The following is a 25,691-nucleotide window of genomic DNA, read 5'->3' as shown; positions in this document are numbered from 1 at the left end:
ACCCGGGTTCGGACTCTAGATGGCGCTCCACTGCTTTTTGTGTCCGAAGTTGTCCCAGGTTCGGACTCTGACTCGCGCTTTCCTGCCTTTTGTGTCCGAAGTTGACCCGGGTTCGGACTCTAGATGACGCTCCACTGCTTTTTGTGTCCGAAGTTGACCCGGGTTCGGACTCTAGATGGCGCTCCACTGCTTTTTGTGTCCGAAGTTGTCCCAGGTTCGGACTCTGACTCGCGCTCCACTGCTTTTTGTGTCCGAAGTTGACCCAGGTTCGGACTCTAACTGGCACTTTCCTGCTTTTTGTGTCCGAAGTTGTCCCAGGTTCGGACTCTGACTCGCGCTCCACTGCTTTTTGTGTCCGAAGTTGTCCCAGGTTCGGACTCTAACTGGCGCTTTCCCGTCTTTTGTGTCCGAAGTTGCACCAGGTTCGGACTTTAACTGGCGCTTTCCTGCCTTTTGTGTCCGAAGTTGACCCAGGTTCGGACTCTAGCTGGCGCTCCACTGCTTTTTGTGTCCGAAGTTGTCCCAGGTTCGGACTCTGACTCGCGCTCCACTGCTTTTTGTGTCCGAAGTTGTCCCAGGTTCGGACTCTAACTGGCGCTTTCCCGTCTTTTGTGTCCGAAGTTGCACCAGGTTCGGACTTTAACTGGCGCTTTCCTGCCTTTTGTGTCCGAAGTTGCACCGGGTTCGGACTTTAACTGGCGCTTTCCTGCCTTTTGTGTCCGAAGTTGCACCGGGTTCGGACTCTGACTCGCGCTTTCCCGTCTTTTGTGTCTGAACCTCCCCCGGGTTCAGATCCCAAGCACCCTCTATCCAAACTCCTACCAGCTTAATTACTCATCATCCACTTCGCCGTCGCCTATTTCATCCTCTTCTTCCACATCTTCAACCTGTTCGTCTTCCTCAGGCTTTTCATCGTTTCCGCAGCCCGTTAGCGTTACGAAGGATAGAGATAGAAAAAGCATTAATAAGAATTTTTTCATATAGATAACCTCCTTTCGCTTAGTGTTTCAAAAAGACAAATCATATATGTATTGTTAATAATTTACAATTCTTCCTTCCTTTTGAATATTTGCAGCTGGATAGGAAAACACTTGTATAAAGCTGCACTTTACTTTTTACGCAGATAAAAGGATGTGCCAAAGATGGATTTTTTACAGAGTCAGCACTCACTTTCTGCTATGGAGTGGGGACTTAGGGCTGTCATCGCTTATTTCTTCTTAGTCATTGTCGCCAAAGTGCTGGGGCAGCGTGCCATTTCCCAATTAAGACTCCTGGATTTAGTGATGGCTTTAGTGATTGGCAATATTATTGCCCATCCCTTATCAGATGAGGAGCTGGGACTAAAGGGTTCAATTGTTACAACCATCGTACTTGTCGTTCTTTACCTGATCAGTTTATTCAGCATCCTGAAATGGCCAGCGGTTAGAAGAATGGTAAACAGCAAGCCCATCCCCCTCGTACAGAATGGAGAAATCATCTATAAGGGCTTAAATAAAGCAAGGATTTCCATTGATGTGCTGCTGGAGGAATTACGCGAGAAAAAAGTAGAAGATGTAAAAAAGGTGGCGCTTGCTCTATGGGAAGCAAATGGAAGCATTTCCTTCTTTTTGGACCCCAAATATGAACCTATTACACCTGCTTTCCTGCAAAGAGATGCAGAACCATTCGATATGCCAAGAACCATTATTAAGGAAGGCAAAGTGGATAAAAAAGTGCTGCAAACCATACAAAAGGACGAAAGATGGCTAATCGCCCATTTAGAACGTTTCTATCAGACAGAAATTAATAATGTACTGTTGGCTACCATGGACAGTAAAGGAACCTTGAAGATATTTTTATATCACTAATTTGACTAAAAGGAGTGATGGCAGTGCGTTCTAAAGAGTTGACGGTCTCTGAGGTCTCGAATATCTGGTCATCTTATTTAAAAAACAGCATGGAGCTGCAGTTTTTCACCTATTTTTTTCAAACAGCACAGGATCGCAAAGTCAGAAAGATTGTTGGCAGGCTGCTGCATCAGTCCGGGAAAAACCTAAAGCAGCTGCAGGATTTTTTTCATAAAGAGAGCATGTCTGTGCCCCTCGGTTTCACGGATGAGGATATAAATATAAATGCCGGAAAAGTATTCTCCGACCATTTCATGTTATTTTTTTGCCATGATATTACCCAGCTTTCACTGAGTACATATCCAAGCGCCTTGGGTGAAAGCACCCGTAAAGATGTCCGGGATTATTTTGAGATTACGCTTAAGTTCACTTTAAAGATACAAAATGAAATTGTGGATTTGATGTTATCCAAGGGCATTTACCCAAAACCGCCCAAAATCAAGCTTGATGACCGGATTGATTTTGCCCGGAGCATTCAATACCTTAATGGGTTTAAAGGCGGATCCCGTGCGCTTAATGCCCCTGAAATTGCGAATCTATCAAGATTAATTCATAGGGCACAATTCTCGAAAAAGATCTTTGCGAGCTTCAGTCATATTTCACAAAGAAAGGAAATGAGGGATCATTTCAGCAAAGGAAGGGCTTTGATCGAGGACGTGCTGCGATCCCTTCAGGAAGTAATGGACAAGGAAAATATTCCGGTTTCCTCTGCTAAAGAGTTTACCCGCTTTGACGTGGATATTCCTCCTTTTTCAGAGAAAATGATGCTGTTCTTTGTGAACACCTGTATCGGAATCTTCTGCTTCACCATGATCAGCCAGGCCATGACCTCCAGCCTCAGATCAGATATCATCATGAAACTGCTTGGCATCAGCAAAAATATGTCCCTTTATTACGGAAAAGGCCTGATGATTGCCATAAAGCAAAAATGGCTTGAACAGCCGCCGCAGGCTGCGGGGAGATAGGCATGATGATCAATTAAAAAAGGATCCCCGTTAAAAACTTACAGGGATCCTTCCTTTGCCTTATTCTTTTGTTACCAGATAGGCTTTATATTCGGTTACACCGGCTTGCTCTACATAAACTCCCATTACCCAGTCTCCATTTGGAAGATTAATGCCATTTTGCACTTTTCCATCCCATGAAAATTCATGGAACGGAGCGGGCGCCTTTGTGAAGGATCCAATTGTATCAACAAACCCGCCAATTGTTCCATTTGGGTTATAAACATACAAATCATACTCAAGGACTTCCGCACCGCCAGGAAGATAAGCACCAACAAAGTACGATCCGTCAGCTGCCTTCTCCATATATGCACCCGTTACCCGAGGGTAATCAGGCTCCCCGACAAAAAGGATTGTCGGCAGGTCGATTTCTTCCGTTCCATCACTTACTTTTATTGTGCCTTCATAATAACCAGGCTTCAATTTCGAAGCATCCACCTGAACATTAAAGTTCACTTGCTGTGACTTGCCTGCATTAACCTTTAAGTTGTTGCTTAACATCACCTTAATGCCATCTGGATTGCCTGCGAACTCAACATCAAAGCTATAAGCCTTTCTTTCTTTTGAAAGATTCTTAATTTCAAAGCTCTGCTTTTCTGTTTGCTTGCCTTTGCCTTTTACAAACTTGCCAAAAGAATGGCTTCCCGGTGCCGCTAGCGTTTTTGTATTCAAAGCGTCAACAACACGAATGCTTCCTGCTCCCTGCGTATTATGGGCATAAGACTTCCCAGTAGCAGGGTCCATCACATCTGCGGCAGTATTCATTAATGCAGCTTTTACATCTTCCGTACTCCATTTAGGATTTTCCTGCAATAACAATGCAGCCGCACCTGCCACGTGAGGGGACGCCATGCTCGTGCCCTGCAGCGCTGCATAGCCCTTGCCCGGGAATGTACTCACAATATTAACTCCCGGTGCAGAAACATCCGGCTTAATCATCCATGTGTGTGTAACAGGGCCTCTGGAGGAGAAGTCTGCCATTGTTTCTCCTACTTTACCCGCAAATGCAATTTCAAAGCTTACAGTTACATCATCAGCTTTAGCCAATAAAGCTTGTCCATCAGCTTGGTTTAACATAATCGTTGGAACAGCCATTCCAGGAATTAAAGGCATGCTGCCGGCAACGTTATTGTAAAGCACCGCACCTGCAGCACCCGCTTTTTTCGCCTCCGCTGCTTTATCAACAAATGCAATTCCAGCCCCGCGGCTGATTAAGGCGATTTTACCTGTTAAATCTTTTCCTGCAAAATCAGCTGGTGCCCCAAATCCAACATCCACCAATTTAAAACTTTTGCCATTCAGAGCAAGTAATGCGTCTTCTGAAGGAAACCCTTGAACAGAAGATGAAGCATAGGATACACCATCCGATGATGTTGTTTTTGCAGTAAATACATTATATGGAAGCTGAGTCGCCCCAACAGAGATTGCTTCACGGGAAGTACCCGGCGATCCAACCGTCCAGTTATTCGGGCCGCTGTTTCCATTTGACGTAACTGCTACTACCCCTTCTGCCATAGCCCAGTCTAAAGCAATGGATGTTGCCCAGTCCGGATTGTTCAGTGTGTTTCCTAAAGACAGGTTCATTACATCCGCACCATCTTGAACCGCTAATTCCACACCTGCTACTACATCTTCCGTTGTACCGCCATTTGGACCTAATACACGGTATCCCAGTAATGTTGCCTTAGGTGCGACCCCTTTAATTGCCCCATTGGCCGCAACCGTACCGGAAACATGTGTGCCATGGTACTGTCCTGGCCCTTCCTGCGGATCATTGTCATCGTCTACAAAGTCATAGCCTTTATAATCACCGAAGGCATGGGCTAAATCCGGGTGAGTATAATCCACACCGGTATCGATAACAGCTACCGTTATACCTTCTCCAGTAGCACCAGCGTCCCAGGCCTTATCAGCACCGATAAAAGGAGCGCTATTCATCATATTGGGGCTGAAAGCTTCCGATGAGATCTCCTCGGCGGAAATCACATCTGCTGTATAGTGGACATTCGGATAAACGGCTTTTACACCTGGTATTGCTGCCAGTTTAATAATTTCATTGGCAGGAAGTTCCACAGAGAACCCGGAGAATACATAATCATATTCTCTATGTACATCCGCTTTTTTGACTTCTTTCTCCAATGCCTTGATCACTTTGCTTCTTTCCGTCTTCAAATTTGCTTTGCTTTGTTTCTTTCCCTTATGCTTAGCTTCCACAATAGACTCTGCCTTAAGCTCAACAATGACAGATGTCGGACGGCTGGAGGATAGTTCAATATCACCGAGAATCTGGGCAATGGGCAATTCTCTAACTTGCGTCTGTGTTCCCCCATTAGCAGCTGCCCCAAAACTATAAGAAGAAAAAATTAATAGAAATGCAATCACGCTAAATAATGCTTTTGATCCAATTCTTCTCAATCCATTTTCATCCTCTCTTAAAATATTAGTTAATAAAGCCTTATTCTTTTATCCTAATTTCCCTCCTTATTTGAATCATAGTTTTCAGCCTTATAATAAATTACACAAAACTCACTCATCCCCTTTGGATCAATAGACCTAATAATTCTTATATTTCTGACAAATAATATCACTCTTCACCATTCTGTCACAGCTTTCCCCAAACACCCTGTCTTTTTCTCCCTTTCATTTCGATTATCAGAGATGAAAGGGCGGTGCAAAGATATGAATCTTAAATCAGGACGTGTGGACCAGTTTGAACAGTTTTCTCAGTTTAAAGATCTTCAGGAATTTAATGCCCATCTGGAAATGTGGCTTGCCGTACATAAGAATGATTTTTCGAAGGGAGAACTTGTTGGGCTGAAACGGCTTGTCCGGTTTGCCGCGAAGGTTCCCGGTGTTTCCAATGCCAAGATCGGGACCATTTTAAAAGCCATTCATGCTGAATACAGCGGCAATGGCATCTCCCGCTCCACTTTTAAAAGAATGATTGCCAAAGCGGCCGAAATCGGTATTTTTACCGTTCATGAAACAGAAAGAAAAAACGGTTCCCAGTCCAGCAACTTGTATGTTTTTAATCGTTTTCCCAAGAGTGAACCACCTAAGCAGGAAAAAATGGACCACCCTAATAAAACTATCAATCTTCCTAAAACTAATAAAAATCAAAAGATTACTAAACGTAACGAAACCATCCTCGATCACACGTATACAAGTGACCGTATACCACAATCATTTACCAGCACCGTAAAGTATTTTTTTTCAGAAGCCAGGCAAATTGAGGAGTTTTGGAGAATGGCCTCACTTGCAGCATATAAAAACAATTGTGAACAAGATAGGAACACTATTTTAGAAACAGCCATCCATTCCTTTAAACAGCTGATAAGGAAAATGAAAACCAGCGCCATAGCTAAGCCCGTCGCCTATTTCTACGGAATTGTGAATAAGAAATTCGAAGAAATTTACTTTGAAGAATTGCATGATATGGGGTTTTCGACAGAAGAAGATGCCTTCTCGCTAAATTTTTTTTACAAAAAGTAAAAAAACACGCTAACACCCCCTAAGTTGGGAGTAAGACCCCCTAACTTCAGACTTAGACCCCTTAACTCCGAACTTAGGGGTAGTAAAAGAACGATTACGACTTTTACCCAATTCGTAAAAAATTGTCTGTCAGGCTATGTTTGAGCTACCCGGGAATACACAGAGAGCGCGCTTTCCTTGAAGGGGCATTTTCATGGAGAGTTTTGAACAGTTGGCAGCACAATATGAGCCGATGATTCACCAGATTATCCGATCTTTGAACATCTATCAAAATCAGGAAGAATATTTTCAGATTGGCCTGATCCGGCTTTGGGAGGCTTGGAATCTATTTGATCATACAAAGGGAAAGTTTCTGACATTCGCCTATTCCATTGTTAAACAGAGGCTGATTGATGAATTGAGAAAAACCCGTACGCAAAAAAACAGCACGGTCACCCGGAGTGAAGAATTCTGGTCATCAGAGGAAACAGCCTATACACCTCAGCCACTCGAAGAAGAGCAGCTTCTTTCTTACTGCAGCAGCCTCACCAAAAATCAGACCATCTGGGTTCTATCGACTTTCCTCGATGATTTGACAGTCAAACAGATCGCCGAACAGCATGGAGTAACAGTTTCAGCGGTAAAAGCCTGGAAAAAAGGAGCCCTGACAAAACTCAGGAACACAATTCAGCAAATGTAATAAAAAAATTTATCAACACCCTGTCTTTTTACTGCTTTCATTTCGATTATATAGGTGAAAAGGAGGTGAGCAGGAATGGCACAGGCAATCATCATTGATTCAAAGCTTCGCCTGGTTTTTGAAACAGGCCTTAACGGGCAGGGGAAACCGGTTTACAAATCAAAAACCTACAGCGGCGTGAAGCAATCCGCTACAGCGGACCAGCTTTTCACAGTGGGACAGGCAATCGCTGGATTATCAAGCTACCCGCTGACTGAGCTGAACAGAAATGACAGCTTCGATATCTTAAGCTAATGTCTGAGAAAATTAAACAAAACAGGAGGTGAGAAACATGGCTAAATCACTTGAGATGACATTTGAAACAGAAATGGGCAAGGAAACCAAACTATCGGTCGACAGCCCGAAGGAGCCAATTGATCCGGCAGCTGTGAAGGCAGTGATGGAACAGATCATCGCGGCCAACGCATTTGACGGCAATGGCAGTGACCTTGTTGCTGCTAAAGGCGCCAGATTAGTAGAGCGCAATGTCACAGATTATGAATTAATGTAAGGATAAGAGGCCGGATTCTTTGGAACCCGGCCTCTTTTATAGATGAATAGAAAGGAGCATACATGATGGAACAGATGGTCACCCTGATCAGCGAACTCGGCTTCCCGATTGTGGTCACGCTTTTCCTGCTGAACCGGATCGAAGCCAAACTGGATGTTGTTGTGTCCTCAATCCAGGGATTGCCGGATCGCCTGAGGGAATAATAAGCGGGACTCCACTAGCTAAGGCTAAGGAGTCCTATTTTTTTGCAACCGGAATCCAGATTTCACTGCGGAATGCCGGTGAAGCCGTATCTTTGCTTTCATTCCAGAGAATTTCCGGCCCTTCTATCTGCTGATAGGAAGAGGATGGGAACCATTCTGAGTAAATCCGGCCCCATACATTCTGAAGGGTCTCCGGAAACGGCCCAACTGCTTCAAATACTGCCCATGATGTGGCCGGAATTTCAAGTGATGCCATCCCAGCAGGGCATTCCTTTGTAGTGGCAGCCCCGATATAATGGTCAAGCTCACCCTTTTCTTCCATTCTTCCTTCAGAAAAATTGGCTGATGCACTGATCAGGCCGAATGGCTCTGTGTCAGATAAACTCTTGAGCTTCATAATCTTTTCTTCATTCAGGCTCTTCCACATGGCGGCAATCTTCGGATTCACGCCGTTAAAAATAATCGGCACCCGCTTCTTTAAGCCCACAATTCGAAACGCCTCTTTTTCTTCAATGCGATAGTTCATTTCAGTTCCTCCCTTAATAGATAGATGAAAGGTCATCGGCGGATAAGCCTTAAGGGCATGGCCATGGCTTCTTGCTTCTGATGGAGTGATGCCATGAAGCTGCTGGAACGCCCTGGTAAACGAATCAGGCGAGCTGTATCCATATTTCATGGCTACCTCAATGACCTTAGCACTCTGGTCCTTCAGGTCAAAGGCAGCCAAGGTCAGCCGTCTTCTGCGGAGGTACTCGGAAAGCGATACTCCGGCAAGAAAAGAAAACATTCGTTTAAAATGGTACTCCGAGCAATAAGAAAGCTTAGCCGCTTCTTTGAAATCAACCTCTTCCGCTAAATGCTCTTCAATATAATTCATCGCCCGATTCATATTTTGCAGCAAATCCATTTTGATGACCTCCTTGTATCTAAAGAATAGCAGGTGCTGCTGGTGTGAACCCGACAATCCATGCACAGAAATGCAGGATTGCTTTACTCCTTTTTATATTTCTTTTTTAATGCGTCAGAGATAATTCCGCCGTTCAACATTAAAAACAGAGGACCGAAATTCCAGAAAAATGACCCTTGAAGAGAGATTTCAATCGATGTAAATTTGTTGAGGCCTAAAATGCCCAGTTTAATGAGCAGCATAGCCAATCCGATTAAAAATAAAATCTCAAAGAACACTTTCATTCTTGGATAAGCCAATTGCCTGCTGTCCTTTATTACCTTTTCTGTCAATTCCCCGTCACTCCTTAATAATTCATCAATTGTAACCCCAAACAGATCACTCAGTTTAATAAGGATTTCAATGCTGGGATAATTCTGGCCATTCTCCCATTTAGAAACCGACTGGCGGCTCACATACAGCTTTTCAGCCAGTTCCTCCTGTGGCCATCCTTTCACTTTCCTCTCCTTCTTAAGCTTTTCGGCAAAAATCATAATCACAATCATCTTTATCTAAATCGATCATCTCATTATGGTAATTTTTTGGATCAAAAGTAAAGATAGGAATGGTTGCAGGATGGCGACGCAGGGGTTGCAGAGACCATACACGTGCTTTTACAGCAAAAAACCCAGCCATTAAAGCTGGTACGCTTTCAAAGAGCTTCCCACTATCCGGTTTATTGTTCTCTCTATTATGGATGACGCTCGTAATGAAAAAGAAGAGAATCAGCTGCTGCTGCGGTTTGAGAGAAATTCCCAGGCCAAAGCTTATGCGCTAACTTCCTTTTCAGTATTGCTTGCTTCTGTTCCGGCACTCGCTTTTACTGCTGGTGTTTCATGTGAAACATTCTTACCGCAGCCTTTAAAAGGCTGACCGACAGCATTAATATTCCTGTCACTTTTAATAGCCTACTCATAGGATTGGCTTGTGACCTCGACGGGGAAGGCGCTGGAGCTGGACTGTTATCGAAGTTAAAATGATACTTTTTTATCCTAAAAAAAGAACCCTCAAACCGAATCCGGCCTGAGGGTTCCTATTATACTCAGTTATAAGCAAGCTCCTGCTGTTTTTCCTTTTCACTGAGGCCAAGCACCTGCGCTGTGGATTCGTGAATCTCACGGAACAGCTTAGGGTTTTCAGAAAGTGACATACCGTAGGACGGAATCATTTTCTTAATTTTAAAATGCCATTCGTCCATTTGCTCAGGGAAGCACTTCTGCAATACTTCAAGCATGACATTAACGGCTGTTGAAGCACCCGGTGAAGCTCCGAGCAGGGCAGCAACCGAGCCGTCAGACGCACTGACTACTTCTGTGCCGAATTGCAGGGTTCCTTTTCCGGCAGGTGTATCCTTGATGACCTGCACACGCTGGCCGGCCACTACGACACTCCAGTCTTCGCTCTTTGCGTTTGGAATGAACTCACGCAGTTCTTCAACGCGCTGTTCATGGGACAGCATAACCTGCTGAATCAGATATTTTGTCAGCGCCATTTCCTTTGCACCTGCAGCCAGCATGGTAATGACATTGTTCGGTTTAACAGACTTGATCAGGTCCATATTGGAGCCTGTTTTAAGGAATTTCGGTGAAAATCCGGCAAACGGGCCGAACAGCAGTGATTTCTTGTTATCAATGAATCTTGTATCCAGATGCGGCACGGACATTGGAGGAGCACCCACTTTGGCTTTTCCGTACACCTTTGCATGGTGCTTCTCGACGATTTCCGGATCGTTGCAGACCAGGAACAGTCCGCTTACCGGGAATCCGCCAATATGCTTCGACTCAGGGATGCCCGTCTTCTGCAGCAGATGCAGGCTTCCGCCGCCGCCGCCAATAAAGACAAACTTTGCCTGATGGTTTTCGGTTGTGCCGCTTTCCATATTCCGCACTTTTACATTCCATGATCCATCGCCGGCACGCTTTAAATCCTCAACGCTGTGCTTATAATGGACATCGACATTTTTGCTCTTTAAATGGTCAAACAGCATGCGCGTTAATGCACCGAAATTGACATCCGTCCCAGAGTCGATTTTTGTGGCTGCAATCGGCTCATCCGATGTACGGCCTTCCATCATCACTGGAATCCATTCCTTCAGTTTCTCAGGATCATCGGAAAATTCCATGCCCTGAAAAAGCGGATTAGCTGACAGCGCTTCCAAACGTTTTTTCAAAAACGAAACATTCTTTTCCCCCTGAACAAAGCTCATATGAGGGATTGGCATAATAAAGTCCTGCGGATTGGTAATCAGGCTGTTTTCTACAAGATAAGACCAAAACTGTCTGGAAAGCTGAAATTGTTCATTTACATTAATTGCTTTAGTGATATCTATTGATCCATCGGATTTTTCAGATGTATAGTTAAGCTCGCACAATGCAGCATGTCCCGTCCCTGCATTATTCCATTCGTTAGAGCTTTCTTCTCCTGCGCTGGCGAGCTTCTCAAACACTTTGATTTCCCATTCAGGTGCTAACTCTTTCAGTAAAGACCCCAAAGTCGCGCTCATGATTCCGGCACCAATTAAGATAACGTCTGTTTTGTTCTGTACGCTGCTCATTTTAAACCCTTCCTTATCCCAGAAATTTGCCAAAAACTGCAGGCGCTTTGCTCAGGCATCACCACTAGAAAGACATCACCCAAGGACGCGCCTTTTCCGTCACACAAAATACACATTCTATTCTATTATAATGATTGATAAGGTAATATAGCTAGCATTATCTGATAATTATATACTATTTTAGACAAATTAGAAAGAGGGCGGGGTTTTGGGATGCGAAAACCCCAGCACAACTATGTTCTCCCTAAGACTCCTTTCTAATCATTGCCTGCCTGCGGTCATGCAGAACCAGTAGAATAATCATCCCCATCATGACGCCCAGTATAATACCCATCTCCGTGGTCAGTACTCGTGCCAGCGGGTACTCCGGACTGGATTGAAAATCCGGGCGAATAATAGAAAATAAATTATATGAAAACAGCATGCCAGACGAAATCCATGCGGCTGACATGGGAGGCAGAAACCGTCGCGACCCGCGACGGGTGATCAGTACGAGGAGTCCCCACGAACCCGCTAAGGCCCACCCGCCGGTGCTCAAGCTCAGAAGGTGCCACCACAAATCACGGGATTCCAGCATATCCGGGTTGATGCCAAGGGTTCCTCCTGCCGCCCAATATATCTTTATGGCACCGAGAAACATGCAGCCTGCCGTTGTGATCCTCCCCAATGCGGTCTGCAGCTGCCGAGTGTGTCCCGGCATCTCCCCGCATTCGGTCGGACCGCCAAGCGCCTCAGGCCACCGCGCCTTGGCATATCCTGCCAAAGCCAGTGGAAGGCAAATCCCGACTCCTACAAGAGAGACCATAACGAAGATTTGCTCGTAAATCCAGAAGCCGGCGGCACCTGCCTCCTGATCCTGAGCCATGGCCGCCGGGCCAAGGACAGGCGCCAGCAGCAGCAGGGGAACTAGAAGACCGGTACCCAGCCACACGGGCAGGGCCACCATCCAGGCGGGCAGCCGTTCACCCCAAGGCCTGCAAAACGCCATTGCCAGCAGGATGCCGACCGCAGCGATAACCGCTGTAGCTGCATTAATCCCCCGCCAGCTGGCTTCGCCCATTTGCTCAGTCGGAAGAAAGAAGCCAAACGTCCAGGCGATTTTGATCAGCAAATAAGGAGTCACCGCTATCGCAGCGCCATAACCACAGATTCTGCGCATTTTCATCAAACGTTCGGCTGTCTTTATTGCCATACTCTTACTCCTTCTGCCAGGATGATGTTGATATTTATATCTGGATTTCTTTTTAAAAGAATCTTATCCAAATGAACCCCTCCCATTTATTCCAGTAACATTGGAATTGTATTCCTTTATTTGATCTTTATGTTTCCTGCTTCATGGAAATCGGCAAATGGTAAGAAAGCCTTGGAATATCATTTGTAATTTTTGGGATTTATCTTAAAATAGATTTAGAGGTAAAGAAAGGAAGTGGCAAATGTTATTAAAAAGAAGATTTCCGTCGGATGAATTATGGTCTATGAGATATTTGAACACCCGAATGGAGCTAACCGAAAAAGAAAAGCAGCATTGGGCAAACCTTGAAAAAGGCTATGAAGGAGAGGTGAAATTTGACCTTCTGACAGAAAAATTAACCGAAGAAAGGCTGGTGATTCATGATCTGTTACTGGAAGTGAACAACTCCTATTTTCAAATTGACACCTTGATCATTTCAGAAAGAATGATTTATCTAATAGAAATAAAAAATTTCCAGGGAGACTGGCACTTGGAATCTGACAAGCTATATGCCGTAAATATCGGCCGGGAATATAAGAATCCTGTATACCAATTAAAGAGAAGTGCCGCCCTATTCCGCCAGCTGCTTCAAATCCTCAAGCAAACCATTCCCGTTGAAGCCTCCGTTATTTTTATCAACCCTGAATTCACCTTATACCAAGCACCCATGGACCAGCCCATTATCCTGCCAACCCAAATAAATCGATTCCTGAAAGACTTGAATCATACCCCGTCCAAACTGAATGATGGTCACAGAAAACTGGCCCAGCAATTACTATCACTCCATCAAACCAAAAATCCTTATACCATTTTGCCTGACTATCACTTTGACCAGCTGAAAAAAGGGATGTATTGCCTGGACTGTCATTCTCTTCTCAGTCCTGTACACAAGAATCTGGTATGCGAAAAATGCGGTGGGCATGAAAAAATAGATCAGGGCATTTTGCGCAATATAAAAGAGTTCAAACTTCTTTTTCCCCAGCGAAAGCTGACGTCCCAAAGTATATATGAATGGTGTAATGCCAATATAAGCAAACGAACTTACTCCAGGGTATTAAAGAAATACTTTACAGCGCGCGGCAGCACCAGTAGTACCTATTATGAGTGAGTGCTGTTGATGGGAGGAGGTGAGACTGGTTCGGGGTACTTATGTCCGGTGGTGTACCCGGGTTCTGACTCTGGATCCCCGATTTCCACTCTTTGTGTCCGAAGTTGGGCCGGGTTCTGACTCTAGATCCCCGATTTCCACTCTTTGTGTCCGAAGTTGGCCTAGGTTCTGACTCTGGATCCTCGATTTCTCCTTTTTGTGTCCGAAGTTGAGCCAGGTTCTGACTCTGGATACTGGATTTCTCCTTTTTGTGTCCGAAGTTGGGCCGGGTTCTGACTCTAGATCCCCGATTTCCACTCTTTGTGTCCGAAGTTAGGCCGGGTTCTGACTCTGAATCCCCGATTTCTCCTTTTTGTGTCCGAAGTTGAGCCAGGTTCTGACTCTGGATACTGGATTTCTCCTTTTGTGTCCGAAGTTGGGCCGGGTTCTGACTCTAGATCCCCGATTTCCACTCTCTGTGTCCAAAGTTGGCCTAGGTTCTGACTCTAGATCCCCGATTTCCACTCTTTGTGTCCGAAGTTAGGCCGGGTTCTGACTCTGAATCCTCGATTTTACCTTTTTGTGTCCGAAGTTGAGCCAGGTTCTGACTCTGGATCCTCGATTTTACCTATCTGTGTCCGAAGTTGGGCCGGGTTCTGACTCTGGATCCCGGATTTCTACTCTCTGTGTCCGAAGTTGGGCCAGGTTCTGACTCTAGATCCTCGATTCTACCTTTTAGTGTCCGAAGTTGGCCTAGGTTCTGACTCTGGGTCCCGGATTTTACGTTTCTGTGTCCGAAGTTGGCCTAGGTTCTGACTCTGGGTCCCGGATTTTACGTTTCTGTGTCCGAAGTTGCCCCGTCATCAAAATGCACCCACTCCCAGCTCCACCACACACCCGCAAACAAACCCAAATTTATACAATAAATCCAATCAAATAAGAATTAAAGCGTTTGCATTTTATTTTATTTGGATTATAATACTTGTATACAAGTATACACGTATACTCAAAATGTCATTTTACAAAGGTGATGTCATGAAGGATTCTTCTGAATTTCTATATCCGCAAAAATGGCTGTCTAAGGCTTCCTCTGGCGATCGTGTCGCGTATGAGCTTAGGATGCGCATTATTGCCGGTTTGATTGAAAGCGGTACCACGCTTTCTGAAAATAAATTGGCCGCTGATTTTTCTGTGAGCCGTTCACCGATTCGTGAAGCTTTAAGGACACTGGCATCTGAAAATATTATCCGCTTGGAAAGAACGGGTGCGGTTGTTGCCGGGTTAACCGAAAAAGAAATAGAAGAAATTTACGATGTCCGTCTCATGATTGAGACATTCGTGTTTGAACGTCTTATCAGCATGGACACAAATGAATTGGCGATGGAGCTCAGCAAGGTCCTCGAAATGATGAAGGTGGCTGTCAAGTATCGGGATGCTGATGAGTTTGCGTATCAGGATCTTCTCTTCCACGAAATTATCATCGGATCTATTGACCATTCTTATATCCAGCTGATTTGGAATAATTTAAAGCCCGTGATGGAAGGCTTCATTCTTTTATCCATGCGCGTGCGCTTTAAGGAAAATTATGAAGATCTTGATCGGATTGTGAAAAATCATGACCTATATATTGATGCAATTAAAACAAAAGACAGAGACCTCATGATTCAGTCGCTGCACGAAAATTTTGATGATGTTCAAGGGAAAGTGGACGATTTATGGAGGTCACAGCAAATGCTGTCAAAAGGGGTTAAACAACAAGATGACTAGCTATATGTTAGGGATTGATATTGGAACCACCAGTACAAAAGCCGTGTTATTCAGTGAAAAAGGAGATGTGATTCAGCAGGAAAACATCGGATATCCGCTGTACACTCCTGATATCTCCACAGCAGAACAGGATCCTGATGAGATTTTCTCTGCTGTCGTTCAAGCCATAGCGAATATTATGAAAAACCATCATGATAAAGAGCTGTCCTTTGTGTCCTTCAGCAGTGCGATGCACAGTGTGATTGCGATGGACGAAAATGACCTGCCGCTTACACCCGTTATTACCTGGGCCGATAACCGCAGCGAAGCATGGGCACGCAAAATTAAAAAAGACTGGAATGGTCATGAGGTCTATAAACGGACCGGAACACCGATCCATCCGATGTCCCCCTTAAGCAAGATCACCTGGCTTGTGAAGGAGCGTCCGGAGATCGCCAGCAGGACAAAAAAATATATCGGAATTAAAGAATATATTTTCAAAAAGCTTTTTGATGAATATGCTGTCGATTATTCACTTGCTTCCTGCATGGGCATGATGAATCTCAAGACATTGGACTGGGATGAAGAGGCATTAGCGATTGCGGGCATCAACCGCTCTCAGCTATCCAATCTCGTTCCTACGACAAAGATGTTCCAAAACTGCCATCCTATTTTAGCCAAACAAATGGGCATCGATCCGAAGACACCTTTTGTGATCGGCGCAAGTGATGGAGTGCTTTCGAACCTGGGTGTGAATGCGATCAGAAAAGGCGAGATCGCCATCACCATCGGGACAAGCGGTGCAATACGGACCATTATTGATAAGCCTCAGACCGATGAAAAAGGGAGAATTTTCTGTTATGCCTTAACAGAAAATCATTGGGTGATTGGCGGACCGGTGAACAATGGAGGAATGGTCCTCCGCTGGATCCGGGATGAATTTGCCTCATCCGAAATCGAAACAGCCAAGAGATTAGGCATTGATCCGTACGAGGTTTTAACAAAAATCGCTGAACGTGTCAGACCAGGCGCTGATGGCCTGCTGTTCCATCCATATCTCGCAGGTGAACGCGCTCCTTTATGGAACCCGGATGTGCGCGGATCTTTCTTCGGATTAACGATGTCCCATAAGAAGGAGCATATGATCCGGGCAGCGCTTGAAGGAGTCATTTATAATCTGTACACCGTATACCTGGCATTAGTGGAATGCATGGACGGCCCGGTAACCCGGATTCAGGCAACAGGAGGCTTCGCCAGATCTGAGGTTTGGCGGCAAATGATGTCCGATATTTTTGAATCGGAAGTCGTCATTCCGGAAAGCTATGAAAGCTCCTGTCTCGGCGCCTGTATTTTAGGATTGTATGCCACAGGAAAAATCGACTCCTTTGATGCCGTTTCGGACATGGTGGGCGATACGTACAAGCATACACCGAAGGAAGAGGCTGCAAGAGAATACAGACAATTGCTGCCAATCTTCATCCAATTATCAAGAGCGCTGGAAGATGAATATACTTCGATCGCAAACTATCAAAGAAAATTAATTCAACATGACTAGGGGGAAATCACAATGCCGCTGTTAATAGTTGCAATTGGAATCGTTGCCTTATTAATTCTGATAATGGGCTTAAAATTAAATACCTTTATTTCATTGATTATCGTTTCATTCGGTGTTGCGCTGGCACTCGGAATGCCGCTCGACCAGATTGTCAAAACCATCGAAGCCGGATTAGGCGGAACACTTGGCCACCTGGCACTCATCTTCGGACTTGGCGCCATGCTGGGCAAGCTGATCGCCGACTCTGGCGGCGCCCAGCGAATTGCCATGACTCTTGTCAATAAATTCGGCGAAAAGAATATTCAATGGGCTGTAGTGGCTGCATCCTTCATTATCGGTGTCGCCTTATTCTTTGAAGTGGGACTTGTATTATTAATTCCGATCGTATTTGCTATTTCAAGAGAATTAAAGATTTCTATTTTGTATCTTGGTATTCCGATGACAGCGGCTTTATCTGTCACACACGGATTCCTGCCGCCTCACCCCGGTCCAACCGTAATTGCCGGTGAATATGGTGCAAACATTGGGGAAGTATTGCTTTATGGTTTTATCATTGCGATTCCAACCGTTATTTTAGCTGGACCGGTATTTACAAAAATCGCTAAAAAGCTCGTTCCGGATTCATTCACGAAAAGCGGAAACATCGCTTCTCTGGGAGAGCAGAAAACCTTTAAGCTTGAAGACACACCAGCTTTTGGAATCAGTGTATTTACGGCTTTGCTTCCTGTTATTTTAATGTCAATCGCAACGATTATTACATTGCTTCAAAAAACAATGGGATTTGAAGATAATAGCCTGCTTGCTGCCATCCGCTTTATTGGAGATGCGGGCACTTCGATGCTGATCTCCTTATTGGTTGCCATCTATACCATGGGGCTTGCAAGGAAAATTCCAATCAAAAATGTGATGGATTCCTGCACAACGGCCATCAGCCATATCGGGATGATGCTTTTGATTATCGGTGGAGGCGGCGCCTTCAAACAGGTATTAATTGATGGCGGTGTCGGTGACTATGTGGCCGAGCTTTTCAAAGGGACAAGCCTGTCTCCGATTTTATTGGCATGGATTATCGCGGCAATCCTTAGGATTTCATTAGGATCTGCCACAGTGGCCGCATTAACGACAGCAGGTTTAGTCATTCCGCTGCTGGGCCAAACGGATGTGAATCTTGCCCTAGTAGTGCTTGCAACAGGTGCGGGAAGCTTAATCGCTTCTCACGTCAATGATGCCGGCTTCTGGATGTTCAAAGAATATTTCGGTTTGAGCATGAAGGAAACGTTTGCAACATGGACATTGCTTGAAACAATAATATCTGTGGCTGGATTAGGATTTATTTTATTGTTAAGCTTATTTGTATAAACACTTTAAGGCAATGAAACCCTACTTCATAAGAGGGTTTCATTGCCTATTAATCTGAATGAAGGAGCAGGAATTATGCAAAATACAATTGGTGTTATTGGTCTCGGAGTAATGGGGAGCAATATCGCTTTAAATATGGCCAATAATGGCGAGAAGGTAGCTGTATATAATTACACCAGGGATTTGACTGATCAGCTGGTACAAAAGCTGGAAGGGCAAGCCATAAGCCCTTATTTCGAAGTAGAGGATTTTGTCCAGTCTCTAGAAACACCAAGAAAGATCTTTTTAATGGTGACTGCCGGGAAAGCTATTGATTCTGTTATCGCAAGCTTAATCCCCTTCCTTGAAGAGGGCGACGTTATCATGGACGGGGGCAACTCCCATTTCAAAGATACGGAAAAAAGATATGATGATCTGAAAGCAAAAGGAATCGGCTATCTGGGTATCGGCATTTCAGGCGGTGAAGTGGGAGCATTAACAGGGCCTTCCATCATGCCTGGAGGAGATCAGGACGTCTATGAAAAAGCGGCTCCGATTCTTACGAAGATCGCTGCAAAGGTTGACGGGATGCCTTGCTGTGTCTACATCGGACCTAAAGGAGCAGGCCACTTTGTCAAAATGGTACATAATGGCATCGAGTATGCAGATATGCAGCTGATTGCTGAGGCCTATATATTCTTAAGAGAAAAGCTGGGATTATCTGTTGAGGAAATTGCAGATATCTTTGAAACATGGAATCAAGGCGAGCTGAAGAGCTATTTAATTGAGATCACAGCAGCTATTTTAAGGAAAAAAGACGAGCGCACAGGGCTGCCGCAAATCGATGTCATCCTTGATAAAGCCGGGCAAAAAGGAACCGGAAAATGGACCAGCCTCCAGGCGATCGATAATGGGATCCCAACCTCGATCATTACAGAATCTTTATTCGCACGCTATATTTCTGCTTTGAAGGATGAGCGTGTGGCGGCAGAAACCCTTTTAACAGGTCCTGAGAAGGATCAGATAACCCTAGAAAAAGACGTCTGGATTGAATACATCAGACAGGCTTTATATATGGGGAAAGTGTGTGCCTATGCACAAGGATTTACACAATATAAAATGTCATCCGAGCAAAATGACTGGAATCTGCCTTTAAAGGATATCGCTCTGATTTTCCGCGACGGCTGCATCATTAGAGCGGAATTCTTGAATGTCATCAGTGAAGCCTACCAGGAGCAGCCGAACCTGGCAAACCTCCTTGTCTCCCCTTACTTTGCGGAAAGAATCAGGGACTACCAGACGGGGTTGCGCAAAATTGTCTGCGAAGGCATTCAATCCGGCATCGCATTGCAATGCCTAAGCTCTTCTCTTTCCTATTACGACAGCTACCGGAATGGAAGGTCAAATGCCAGCCTGCTGCAGGCCCAGCGTGATTACTTCGGTGCCCATACGTATGAGCGGACAGATATGGAAGGAACTTTCCATACTAATTGGAATGAATAGATAGAAAGCGGAAGGCGCCCGCCTATAAAGGAACGCAGACTAAAACCGCCACGTCCTCCCAAAAGCTACCGCTTTCGGTCGTGCGATGTATCGCTGCCGGAGCTTTCCTTGTCCTGTGGCAACGTCTGCATGACCCGCATCCTCCCAAAAGCTGTCGCTTTTGGTCGTGCGATGTTTACGCTGACGAGGCCTTCCTTGTCCTGCGGGCCTCAAGCATAAGACGAGCCGGCTGAAAGGTTGTTCTTTAACCTTTTGGACGGATTGGCTTATGACCTCGAGCCGATGGCGCCTGAAGCTAGACAGTTATCTAACTACAGATAATACTTTCTAGATAGCAAAAACGCTTGCCCCCTCAATCGGGGACAAGCGTTTTTTGTTTGCCTTAATCTCTTTCAAGCAGTGCAGCGCCTGCAATGCCAGGATCCGTCATTTCATATGGATCGAGGATTAAATCGAGTTCTTCTTCTGTCAGAACATCATATTTCAGGCACAGTTCCCTGATGGAACGGCCTGTTAAAATCGCTTCTCTGGCGATTCTGGATACGACTTCATAGCCGAGGTGAGGGTTGACGGCAGTAATGATGCCGACACTCTTTTCAACGTAGTCCCTCATTCTTTCTTCATTGGCTTCGATTCCTTTTACACAATGCTCTGTAAACGTATTGAACGCATTGTTCATAATGCTGATCGATTGCAGAAGGTTAAAGATCAGGACTGGCTCCATGACGTTCAGTTCCAGCTGTCCGGCTTCTGAAGCAAGGGAGATCGTGTTATCGTTCCCAATGACCTGGAAGGCGACCTGATTGATCAGTTCCGGAAGAACAGGGTTTACTTTACCAGGCATAATGGATGAGCCCGGCTGTCTTGCGGGAAGGGAAATTTCGCCAAGACCCGCTCTTGGGCCAGATGCCATCAGACGCAGGTCATTTGCGATTTTAGACATATTTATCATGCAGATTTTCAATGCTCCGGAAACCTCTGTGTAAGAATCCGTATTTTGTGTTGCATCTACAAGATGTTCTGCCCCTTTAAATGGCAGGCCGCTGATATCAGCAATATGCTTCACCACTAATTCAATGTATTTCGGGATCGCATTCAGCCCCGTACCGACTGCTGTTGCCCCCATGTTCAATTCATATAAGTGCTGTTTGGATTGCTGAATGCGCTTGATGTCGCGTGCAATAACGCGGCTGTAGGCTTCAAATTCCTGGCCAAGCCTGATTGGAACAGCATCCTGCAGATGAGTCCGTCCCATTTTAATCACATGGCTGAATTCCTTTGATTTTTCAAGGAAAACAGAGTGCATATTTTCCATTGTCAGGATTAATTGATCCAGCAGATTTAACACTGAGATGTGCATAGCTGTCGGAAAAGCATCATTCGTCGACTGCGACATATTAACATGGGTATTAGGGCTGCAATGAGAATAATCGCCCTTTTCATGGCCCATGATTTCAATCGCACGGTTCGCAAGGATTTCATTAATATTCATATTAATGGACGTTCCGGCACCGCCCTGGATTGGGTCCACAATCACCTGATCATGCCAAAGTCCTTCAATCATTTCATCCGCAGCCTGTATGATCGGGTCTCCGATTCCTGAGTAAAGGCGCTTAACTTCCATATTCGCCATGGCCGCTGCTTTTTTTACGATGGCCATTGCCTTGATTAACTCCGGATGGATCCGGTAGCCTGTAATCGGAAAGTTCTCAACCGCACGAAGCGTCTGAACGCCATAATAAGCATCCGCCGGAACTTCCTTAGAGCCTAGAAAATCTTTTTCGATTCTGTAGCTGTTCTTTGCTGCTAACATTGACTTCTTCTCCTTTATATAAACCTTTCAGATATATATAGGTTTTGTAATAGCTTATCCTTCGTATTCACTATAAGCCTGAAAGGATGAATTGGCAATGGTTATGGCACAATAAAAAAGACCTTTTTCCCGGTATGCCTGAATGCTTGGGAAGCTGGTAATTTCAGTGAATGAAACCGCTTACCTTTTTTAAAGATCTTTTTGTATGTATTTTCATTTTTCACCTCTCAATGTAGTCCGTTGATTTCCGCTCCAGGATGCTCGCTTTCCGCGGGGCAGGCGGTAAGCCTCCTCAACGCTTCGCGTCTGCGGGGTCTCACCTGTCCCGCTACTCCCGCAGGACGTTGAATAAGCTCCCCGAGAAACACCGCACGAAGAAAATGCGATAGCATTTTCGAGGATCTCGCACCTTCCGCTACAATCAACTCAGTAAAAATATACAAAGTGCAACAAACCTCGCGAAAAGTTGGAAGCCACAAAACCAGAATAGTTTCCTATTCGATTTCAGCCGCCCGTCTCCAACCCATTTTTCAGCACATCCGCAAGCCGGTGCAGAGCGTCCGGCTGCAGAATATGGTAATGGCGTCCTTCCTTGTGTAAATACCCTTTATCGCAAAACTGTACAAGGACATGCAGGAGATGGCGGTAGGACACTCCTAAAAAGTCACAGACGCTTACATGTTTCTCCTTATATACATCACCATCAGCGGTTTGCAGAATGAAATCCGCCAGACGGTTTTCAAGCGGAAATGAAAGACTCTGTGAATACTTTTCAGCCATTTTCGTCGCTTTCACACTTAAAAACTTGGTTAATTCCCTAAGAAAGGTCGTATCTTCCAGCAAGCTTGTGCGATAGTGATGCAAAGGAATCGCAAAACAGATCGTTTTCGTGGAGGCTTGTATTCCCTTTGTATAGTACACTTCATGTAAAAGCTCCATTTCCCCGATGTAATCATGGGCATTAATAAAATTAATCAAAGAAACCTTGCCATTTTGATACGTTACAAAGATTTTGGCTTTACCTTCGATGACATAATACAAATAATCCGGTCTCATGCCCTCGCGTATAATCCATTCATCCCGCTTATATTCGCGTACTTCCACAAACTCTTCAATCGGAAAAGAAAATAAATGCGATATGGAGTGCTTCTCCAGGTAATGCTGTCTTTTTTTTCCTTTGTATGTTTCCATCATCCACCCCAAAATATGAGATATCTCATATTATTGTACGAAGCTTCCTGATATCATGCAAATATCGGAGGGATTTTTATGAAGACACAAAGCTGGATGAGCAGGCAGTTTTTCAGCTTTTTTATGACCTGGGGCATTTTCCTGCCTTATTGGACAGGGTGGATGATCCATATAAAAGGAATGACGGTTTCACAGGCAAGTTTGATCATGAGCTTAGGCCTGGCCATACGGGGACTTGCCACACTTTTTGCTTTTCCCTATTTATCAGGAAAATTCAGCAGCAGAACCCTGCTGAACGGGATGTCAGCCGGTACCCTGATCGCCATTCTCTGCTATATTCCGGCCGACTCTTTTGCCAGCCTGATGCTGGTAACGCTGCTATTGCATTTCTTTTATCCGGCACTGATGCCTGCACTGGATAGTGCTGCGGGCATTCTTGTCCAAAACAAACAATTAAAAGATTACGGAAAAAGCCGCTCCTGGGGATCAATCGGATTCGTTGTGTCCGGTATGATTCTGACCTTCTTTACAGGAGGGTTCGGAGATGAGGCCATTTTCTGGGCGTTATTATTCGGCATGCTTGTAGTTCTTTGTCTCGGCTTCATGAATACACCTGCAGTATTATCTGAAAAACCGAAAGCCGGACAGACCAAAGGAGCCATAAGGAAATTATTCAGCATCAGACACTTCGGCCTGGTGCTCATCATTGTGATTCTGCTGCAGGCAGCGCATGCTTCCTATTACAATTATGGCTATATTTACTTACAGGAAATTCAGGCACCAAAATATTTAATCGGCGCCATTATTAATATTGGCGTGATTGCAGAAATTCTTTTCTTTTTCATTGCGGACCGAACTTTCCGGAAGTTTTCAATCGGTTCATTACTGGCACTGGCAGCATTGGGCTCCACTGCACGCTGGGTACTCGTATTTGCCTTCCCGCATGTCATTGTGTTCAGCATTAGCCAGATATTGCATGCCTTTTCATTTGCCATGGCACATTACGCCTTCATGAAATATTTAATTAAATATGTTCCTCATGAACAGGTGCCCATTACTCAAGGGGTCTACTCGGCACTCGCCCTCAGCTGGAGCACAGCCCTTTTCACCATTTTCGGCGGGTATCTTTATGAAATGGAACCAAGGTTTGCCTTTATCGGAATGGTGGTATGTACGATCCCCGCGGCGCTGCTTGCGTTTATTTACCGGAGATTGGAAGGGAAGAAAGAGGAGGAAACCAGAAATCTGGCCGTTTAATGTCACAATAAAGCTAAAAAAGGTGATACATGTGCAGCACCTTTTTTACGTTTGCATCAAGGAGGGTTCAAATTGAAAATCAATAAAGGAATTTTATATATACTGCTCGGTGCTTCCTTTTTCGGATTTACACCGATTTTTGCAAAGTTGGGGTTTAGTTATGGCTACTCTCTGGGACAGATTACGATTGCGCAGATGGTTATTTCCTTCATTTTATTATGGTCCTTCACATTGATAAAACGGTCCAGTTTCAAAGGACTCCATATGAAAAACATGCTGCAAATCATGATGACCGGCTGTTTTGTCGGCTTAACCAGCATTTTCTATTATGGTTCTATGCAGTATCTTCCTGCATCACTGGCCATCATTTTAATGTTCCAGTTTGTCTGGATCGGAATTCTTTTAGAATGGGCTTTCAGCAAAATAAAACCGGCACCTGCCACTGTGCTTGCGATCATATTGATATTAATCGGGGTCTTTTTCGCTTCTAATATTGTAAATGGCGACATACAGGGCCTTCCAGTTAAAGGTTTTATTTTGGGAATCCTCTCCGCGATCACTTATGCCGGTTTCATCTTCTTCAGCGGCAAGGTCGCTGTGAATGTGGATCCCTGGATAAGGAGTTCATTGATGGTGACGGGATCATCCATCCTGGTGCTGATCCTGTTCATGCGTGATATCCCTTCTGTTCTGCCTTTGGAGGAAAATCTGCTGACGATTGCCGTCGGGGTTTCGCTCTTTGGCGCAGTCCTTCCACCGCTTTTTTTCGCGGCTGGTGCACCTTTGGTTTCAGGAGGAATTGCCAATATACTAACCTCCATTGAATTGCCAATCGCCATCCTGTCAGCCAGCATTATCCTGTCAGAAACGGTAACCCCGATGCAGTGGCTGGGCACGGCCATTATACTGGCTGCCATTGCTTTTAATGAACTGGGGACAGGCCTTTTCCGGCGTTGAACAAAAGTGCCTGAGAATCAGACACCTGTCAGTTTTGATTGAATGGACTCCGGCAGCAGCTGATAAAATAGCCCTTGATACTTAAGATCAAGCATGCCGGCAATCAATAGAATTAGGATTAAGAAGACTGCAATCCATTTGCCTTTCTTTTTAAGCAATGGGTTCACCTCCATGAATAAGAGCTCCCTCAGCAGGAGCTCTTTTAATTAATAGGCCAATTTATAAACAATTTCCCCATCAATAACCCGGCCGTCCGCTTCAAAGCCGAGTTTTTCATATAGCCCCTTCGCGAGATGGTTCTCAGGCTCAAAACTCAAATAAATCACTTTATGCTCCTGGTCCAGCTTAATCCGCTCAATCAGCTTTTCCATGGCTGCTTTCCCATACCCTTTTGACTGATGCTTAGCATCAACCATCAGGCGGTAAATCCAATATTCCTTATCATCATCATCCATGCAATACATCGTAAAACCCACTAACACATCATCATGATAAATCGCTAAACACTCACACTCCGGAAACGCCTTAGCCTGCGCCAGCGAAAACACATTCGGCGCCACAAACGCCATCTGCACTTCCGCTACACGCAAATCAATAACATCGAAAAAATTGTGGCGGTCTATCTCTCTAAACTCAATCATATAAGCCCCCTTCTCTTTGAAAAGGCAGCTCCCCCCGACCTTTTTCCAAGGAGATGCC

The 25,691-nt window shown here is 44.9% G+C and carries 24 protein-coding genes; 14 read left to right on the top strand and 10 right to left on the bottom strand.

Features of this window, described 5'->3' with window-relative positions; all coding sequences use genetic code 11:
- Positions 1-830: 830 nt before the first annotated feature.
- Entirely contained in the window at positions 831-980 is a 150-nt protein-coding gene (locus tag AC3WTL_RS19335; protein ID WP_175609151.1) for a hypothetical protein, read from the bottom strand.
- A gap of 162 nt (positions 981-1,142) precedes the next feature.
- On the opposite strand from AC3WTL_RS19335, the gene AC3WTL_RS19330 reads away from it, so the two are divergent.
- Both AC3WTL_RS19330 and AC3WTL_RS19325 read left to right on the top strand, forming a co-directional pair.
- Positions 1,143-1,847 (top strand): DUF421 domain-containing protein, encoded by a 705-nt coding sequence (locus AC3WTL_RS19330; RefSeq protein ID WP_248350140.1) that lies wholly within the window; start codon positions 1,143-1,145, stop codon positions 1,845-1,847.
- 17 nt (positions 1,848-1,864) lie between these two features.
- Entirely contained in the window at positions 1,865-2,851 is a 987-nt protein-coding gene (locus AC3WTL_RS19325) for a DUF3231 family protein (protein ID WP_492369900.1), read from the top strand.
- 60 nt (positions 2,852-2,911) lie between these two features.
- Here the strand turns inward: AC3WTL_RS19325 and AC3WTL_RS19320 are convergent, their stop codons facing one another.
- The gene (locus tag AC3WTL_RS19320) at positions 2,912-5,305 is read right to left on the bottom strand and encodes a S8 family peptidase (protein ID WP_492369899.1); all 2,394 of its coding nucleotides are present in this window, start codon (positions 5,303-5,305) and stop codon (positions 2,912-2,914) included.
- Positions 5,306-5,569: 264 nt separating this feature from the next.
- Between AC3WTL_RS19320 and AC3WTL_RS19315 the strand changes: the two genes are divergently transcribed.
- The 5 genes from AC3WTL_RS19315 to AC3WTL_RS19295 all read left to right on the top strand — a co-directional run bounded on the left by AC3WTL_RS19315 (position 5,570) and on the right by AC3WTL_RS19295 (position 7,814).
- A complete protein-coding gene (locus AC3WTL_RS19315) occupies positions 5,570-6,382 on the top strand; it encodes a hypothetical protein (protein ID WP_404322929.1) in 813 nt (270 codons plus the stop codon).
- A 193-nt stretch (positions 6,383-6,575) separates the two neighbouring features.
- On the top strand, positions 6,576-7,061 hold the full coding sequence (locus AC3WTL_RS19310; protein WP_492369898.1) for a sigma-70 family RNA polymerase sigma factor: 486 nt from the start codon (positions 6,576-6,578) through the stop codon (positions 7,059-7,061).
- Between the two features lie 75 nt (positions 7,062-7,136).
- Positions 7,137-7,355 (top strand): DUF1659 domain-containing protein, encoded by a 219-nt coding sequence (locus AC3WTL_RS19305; RefSeq protein ID WP_492369897.1) that lies wholly within the window; start codon positions 7,137-7,139, stop codon positions 7,353-7,355.
- A 37-nt stretch (positions 7,356-7,392) separates the two neighbouring features.
- Positions 7,393-7,611, top strand: coding sequence for a DUF2922 domain-containing protein (locus AC3WTL_RS19300; RefSeq protein WP_492369896.1), 219 nt, complete (start codon positions 7,393-7,395; stop codon positions 7,609-7,611).
- 65 nt (positions 7,612-7,676) lie between these two features.
- Entirely contained in the window at positions 7,677-7,814 is a 138-nt protein-coding gene (locus AC3WTL_RS19295; protein WP_048010265.1) for a YvrJ family protein, read from the top strand.
- Between the two features lie 34 nt (positions 7,815-7,848).
- Here AC3WTL_RS19295 and AC3WTL_RS19290 read toward each other — a convergent pair whose 3' ends face one another.
- The 4 genes from AC3WTL_RS19290 to AC3WTL_RS19275 all read right to left on the bottom strand — a co-directional run bounded on the left by AC3WTL_RS19290 (position 7,849) and on the right by AC3WTL_RS19275 (position 12,506).
- Positions 7,849-8,721, bottom strand: coding sequence for an AraC family transcriptional regulator (locus AC3WTL_RS19290; protein WP_492369895.1), 873 nt, complete (start codon positions 8,719-8,721; stop codon positions 7,849-7,851).
- 83 nt (positions 8,722-8,804) lie between these two features.
- Positions 8,805-9,254, bottom strand: a complete 450-nt coding sequence (locus AC3WTL_RS19285; protein ID WP_492369894.1) for a helix-turn-helix domain-containing protein — start codon at positions 9,252-9,254, stop codon at positions 8,805-8,807.
- 548 nt (positions 9,255-9,802) lie between these two features.
- Complete coding sequence (locus AC3WTL_RS19280; protein ID WP_492369893.1) at positions 9,803-11,314, bottom strand: malate:quinone oxidoreductase; 1,512 nt, start codon at positions 11,312-11,314, stop codon at positions 9,803-9,805.
- Positions 11,315-11,558: 244 nt separating this feature from the next.
- Complete coding sequence (locus AC3WTL_RS19275; RefSeq protein ID WP_492369892.1) at positions 11,559-12,506, bottom strand: hypothetical protein; 948 nt, start codon at positions 12,504-12,506, stop codon at positions 11,559-11,561.
- Between the two features lie 241 nt (positions 12,507-12,747).
- Between AC3WTL_RS19275 and AC3WTL_RS19270 the strand changes: the two genes are divergently transcribed.
- The 5 genes from AC3WTL_RS19270 (at position 12,748) to gnd (ending at position 19,774) form a co-directional block, all read left to right on the top strand.
- Positions 12,748-13,653, top strand: coding sequence for a nuclease-related domain-containing protein (locus tag AC3WTL_RS19270; protein WP_492369891.1), 906 nt, complete (start codon positions 12,748-12,750; stop codon positions 13,651-13,653).
- 1,014 nt (positions 13,654-14,667) lie between these two features.
- Positions 14,668-15,399, top strand: a complete 732-nt coding sequence (locus AC3WTL_RS19265; protein WP_248350153.1) for a GntR family transcriptional regulator — start codon at positions 14,668-14,670, stop codon at positions 15,397-15,399.
- Complete coding sequence (gene gntK, locus AC3WTL_RS19260; RefSeq protein ID WP_248350155.1) at positions 15,392-16,933, top strand: gluconokinase; 1,542 nt, start codon at positions 15,392-15,394, stop codon at positions 16,931-16,933. Before AC3WTL_RS19265 ends, gntK begins: the two co-directional genes overlap by 8 nt.
- Before the next feature lie 12 nt (positions 16,934-16,945).
- Positions 16,946-18,292, top strand: a complete 1,347-nt coding sequence (locus AC3WTL_RS19255; RefSeq protein ID WP_048010258.1) for a GntP family permease — start codon at positions 16,946-16,948, stop codon at positions 18,290-18,292.
- 75 nt (positions 18,293-18,367) lie between these two features.
- A complete protein-coding gene (gene gnd / locus AC3WTL_RS19250; RefSeq protein WP_492369890.1) occupies positions 18,368-19,774 on the top strand; it encodes a decarboxylating NADP(+)-dependent phosphogluconate dehydrogenase in 1,407 nt (468 codons plus the stop codon).
- A 382-nt stretch (positions 19,775-20,156) separates the two neighbouring features.
- Here gnd and aspA read toward each other — a convergent pair whose 3' ends face one another.
- Together aspA and yeiL are read right to left on the bottom strand one after the other, a co-directional pair.
- Positions 20,157-21,587 carry an aspartate ammonia-lyase gene (gene aspA / locus AC3WTL_RS19245; RefSeq protein ID WP_492369889.1) on the bottom strand — a complete coding sequence of 477 codons (1,431 nt, stop codon included), beginning with the start codon at positions 21,585-21,587 and terminating at the stop codon, positions 20,157-20,159.
- Between the two features lie 504 nt (positions 21,588-22,091).
- Positions 22,092-22,778: a transcriptional regulator YeiL gene (gene yeiL, locus AC3WTL_RS19240; RefSeq protein WP_492369907.1), complete on the bottom strand. Its 687-nt coding sequence runs from the start codon at positions 22,776-22,778 to the stop codon at positions 22,092-22,094.
- Positions 22,779-22,856: 78 nt separating this feature from the next.
- Here yeiL and AC3WTL_RS19235 point away from each other — a divergent pair, with 78 nt between their 5' ends.
- Positions 22,857-24,035 carry an MFS transporter gene (locus tag AC3WTL_RS19235; RefSeq protein ID WP_492369888.1) on the top strand — a complete coding sequence of 393 codons (1,179 nt, stop codon included), beginning with the start codon at positions 22,857-22,859 and terminating at the stop codon, positions 24,033-24,035.
- Positions 24,036-24,107: 72 nt separating this feature from the next.
- The gene (locus tag AC3WTL_RS19230) at positions 24,108-24,992 is read left to right on the top strand and encodes an EamA family transporter (RefSeq protein ID WP_492369887.1); all 885 of its coding nucleotides are present in this window, start codon (positions 24,108-24,110) and stop codon (positions 24,990-24,992) included.
- A gap of 17 nt (positions 24,993-25,009) precedes the next feature.
- Here AC3WTL_RS19230 and AC3WTL_RS19225 read toward each other — a convergent pair whose 3' ends face one another.
- On the bottom strand, positions 25,010-25,150 hold the full coding sequence (locus tag AC3WTL_RS19225; RefSeq protein WP_492369909.1) for a hypothetical protein: 141 nt from the start codon (positions 25,148-25,150) through the stop codon (positions 25,010-25,012).
- A gap of 48 nt (positions 25,151-25,198) precedes the next feature.
- Entirely contained in the window at positions 25,199-25,633 is a 435-nt protein-coding gene (locus tag AC3WTL_RS19220; RefSeq protein WP_492369886.1) for a GNAT family N-acetyltransferase, read from the bottom strand.
- Between the last annotated feature and the right edge of the window lie 58 nt (positions 25,634-25,691).

The sequence above is a fragment of the Cytobacillus sp. EB106-05-05-XG126 genome (assembly GCF_058791715.1).
Note: the sequence above shows the minus strand (reverse complement) of the source record. Positions and strands in the feature narration are given on the sequence as shown.

What these genes read in the sequence shown, in the direction of transcription:
- AC3WTL_RS19280 (WP_492369893.1), bottom strand. Translation starts at nt 11,314, where the DNA reads ATGAGCAGCGTACAGAACAAAACAGACGTTATCTTAATTGGTGCCGGA.
- gntK (WP_248350155.1), top strand. Translation starts at nt 15,392, where the DNA reads ATGACTAGCTATATGTTAGGGATTGATATTGGAACCACCAGTACAAAA.
- AC3WTL_RS19335 (WP_175609151.1), bottom strand. Translation starts at nt 980, where the DNA reads ATGAAAAAATTCTTATTAATGCTTTTTCTATCTCTATCCTTCGTAACG.
- AC3WTL_RS19235 (WP_492369888.1), top strand. Translation starts at nt 22,857, where the DNA reads ATGAAGACACAAAGCTGGATGAGCAGGCAGTTTTTCAGCTTTTTTATG.
- AC3WTL_RS19305 (WP_492369897.1), top strand. Translation starts at nt 7,137, where the DNA reads ATGGCACAGGCAATCATCATTGATTCAAAGCTTCGCCTGGTTTTTGAA.
- AC3WTL_RS19290 (WP_492369895.1), bottom strand. Translation starts at nt 8,721, where the DNA reads ATGGATTTGCTGCAAAATATGAATCGGGCGATGAATTATATTGAAGAG.
- AC3WTL_RS19265 (WP_248350153.1), top strand. Translation starts at nt 14,668, where the DNA reads ATGAAGGATTCTTCTGAATTTCTATATCCGCAAAAATGGCTGTCTAAG.
- AC3WTL_RS19330 (WP_248350140.1), top strand. Translation starts at nt 1,143, where the DNA reads ATGGATTTTTTACAGAGTCAGCACTCACTTTCTGCTATGGAGTGGGGA.
- AC3WTL_RS19275 (WP_492369892.1), bottom strand. Translation starts at nt 12,506, where the DNA reads ATGGCAATAAAGACAGCCGAACGTTTGATGAAAATGCGCAGAATCTGT.
- AC3WTL_RS19255 (WP_048010258.1), top strand. Translation starts at nt 16,946, where the DNA reads ATGCCGCTGTTAATAGTTGCAATTGGAATCGTTGCCTTATTAATTCTG.
- aspA (WP_492369889.1), bottom strand. Translation starts at nt 21,587, where the DNA reads ATGTTAGCAGCAAAGAACAGCTACAGAATCGAAAAAGATTTTCTAGGC.
- AC3WTL_RS19325 (WP_492369900.1), top strand. Translation starts at nt 1,865, where the DNA reads ATGGCAGTGCGTTCTAAAGAGTTGACGGTCTCTGAGGTCTCGAATATC.
- AC3WTL_RS19300 (WP_492369896.1), top strand. Translation starts at nt 7,393, where the DNA reads ATGGCTAAATCACTTGAGATGACATTTGAAACAGAAATGGGCAAGGAA.
- gnd (WP_492369890.1), top strand. Translation starts at nt 18,368, where the DNA reads ATGCAAAATACAATTGGTGTTATTGGTCTCGGAGTAATGGGGAGCAAT.
- AC3WTL_RS19310 (WP_492369898.1), top strand. Translation starts at nt 6,576, where the DNA reads ATGGAGAGTTTTGAACAGTTGGCAGCACAATATGAGCCGATGATTCAC.
- AC3WTL_RS19315 (WP_404322929.1), top strand. Translation starts at nt 5,570, where the DNA reads ATGAATCTTAAATCAGGACGTGTGGACCAGTTTGAACAGTTTTCTCAG.
- yeiL (WP_492369907.1), bottom strand. Translation starts at nt 22,778, where the DNA reads ATGGAAACATACAAAGGAAAAAAAAGACAGCATTACCTGGAGAAGCAC.
- AC3WTL_RS19220 (WP_492369886.1), bottom strand. Translation starts at nt 25,633, where the DNA reads ATGATTGAGTTTAGAGAGATAGACCGCCACAATTTTTTCGATGTTATT.
- AC3WTL_RS19270 (WP_492369891.1), top strand. Translation starts at nt 12,748, where the DNA reads ATGTTATTAAAAAGAAGATTTCCGTCGGATGAATTATGGTCTATGAGA.
- AC3WTL_RS19285 (WP_492369894.1), bottom strand. Translation starts at nt 9,254, where the DNA reads ATGATTTTTGCCGAAAAGCTTAAGAAGGAGAGGAAAGTGAAAGGATGG.
- AC3WTL_RS19295 (WP_048010265.1), top strand. Translation starts at nt 7,677, where the DNA reads ATGGAACAGATGGTCACCCTGATCAGCGAACTCGGCTTCCCGATTGTG.